Origin of the sequence: Burkholderia sp. AU4i, from assembly GCF_000466765.1 — a bacterium.
Lineage (GTDB): Bacteria > Pseudomonadota > Gammaproteobacteria > Burkholderiales > Burkholderiaceae > Burkholderia > Burkholderia cepacia.
Genome location: NZ_ASSI01000506.1, coordinates 1 through 535, shown reverse-complemented (window position 1 = coordinate 535; position 535 = coordinate 1). Strand labels below are relative to the sequence as shown.

Annotated in this window: 1 protein-coding gene; it reads right to left on the bottom strand. The window is 74.6% G+C overall.

Annotation, left to right across the window (positions count from 1 at the left end; genetic code table 11):
- Nucleotides 1-20: 20 nt before the first annotated feature.
- Nucleotides 21-535, bottom strand: a 515-nt coding sequence (locus tag L810_RS43835) for an SDR family oxidoreductase (protein ID WP_042978570.1), incomplete at its 5' end; no start/stop codon positions are given.

The window sequence follows — 535 nt, the reverse complement described above, 5'->3', positions numbered from 1 at the left end:
GGCCGCCGGTACGGATGGCGTCACCCGACGCGCCAGCCGCCGTTCACCGCGATCGTCGCGCCGGTGACGAACGACGCGCGCGGCCCGGCGAGCCACGCGACCGCGTCCGCGATGTCGTCCGGATGCCCGGCGCGGCCGGCCGGCGTCTGCTCGCGAATCGTCGCCGCGATGGCCGGCGCGACACCGCCGTCGCCGAAGAAGCGTGTGTCGGCGATATAGCCTGGCGCGACCGTATTGACCGTCGTGCCGCGCGGCCCGAGTTCGCGCGCGAGCGCGACGGTGAACCCTTCGACGCCGGCCTTCGCCGCCGCGTATGCGAGGCCGCCCGGCAGCAGGCTGCCGGCGCGCGCCGCGATCGAGCCGAGGTTGACGATCCGCGTGTCGCGCCCGGCCAGGTGCGGCAGCACGGCGAGGGTCGTCACGAACAGGCTTTTCAGGTTCGCGTCGAGCACGGCATCCCACACGGTCTCGGCCTCGCCGGCCTCCGTGTCCGCGCTCACGCGGCCGGTCAGCCCCGCGTTGTTGACCAGCACGT